2 tRNA genes are annotated in these 447 nt (G+C 50.3%); both read left to right on the top strand.

What is annotated here, in order from left to right:
* The first annotated feature begins 154 nt into the window (after positions 1 to 154).
* Positions 155 to 230 (top strand) — tRNA-Gly (locus NCG91_RS27875).
* 71 nt (positions 231 to 301) lie between these two features.
* Positions 302 to 377, top strand: a tRNA-Gly gene (locus NCG91_RS27870).
* The last annotated feature ends 70 nt before the right edge of the window (positions 378 to 447 follow it).

The raw sequence follows: 447 nt of genomic DNA, 5'->3' as shown, positions 1-447 counted from the left end.
GTTGGTAGAGCGCAACCTTGCCAAGGTTGAGGTCGAGAGTTCGAGACTCTTCTCCCGCTCCAGTTTTCCGGATCGTGTCATAGGTAAAAACAGCGAATGTAGTAAAAAGTAGTACTGGCGATGTAGTAGAGCTTCTGATACAATGTTGTCCACTGCGGGAGTAGCTCAGTTGGTAGAGCGCAACCTTGCCAAGGTTGAGGTCGAGAGTTCGAGACTCTTCTCCCGCTCCAGTGAATACTGGATCAGCAGTAAAGCAGCACTGGTAAACGGTAGCAAAAGGCAGTAAAATAGCGGTTCGTATGCGGGAGTAGCTCAGTTGGTAGAGCGCAACCTTGCCAAGGTTGAGGTCGAGAGTTCGAGACTCTTCTCCCGCTCCAGCGAAAGCTGAAGCAGTACAGCAAGAATGGCAGTAGCAGAAAATAGAAGCTCCAATGCGGGAGTAGCTCA

The sequence above is a fragment of the Janthinobacterium kumbetense genome (assembly GCF_023703445.1).
Taxonomy (GTDB): domain Bacteria; phylum Pseudomonadota; class Gammaproteobacteria; order Burkholderiales; family Burkholderiaceae_D; genus Janthinobacterium; species Janthinobacterium kumbetense.
The sequence above is the reverse complement of the archived record's forward strand: the minus strand, read 5'-3'. Positions and strand labels throughout refer to the sequence as shown.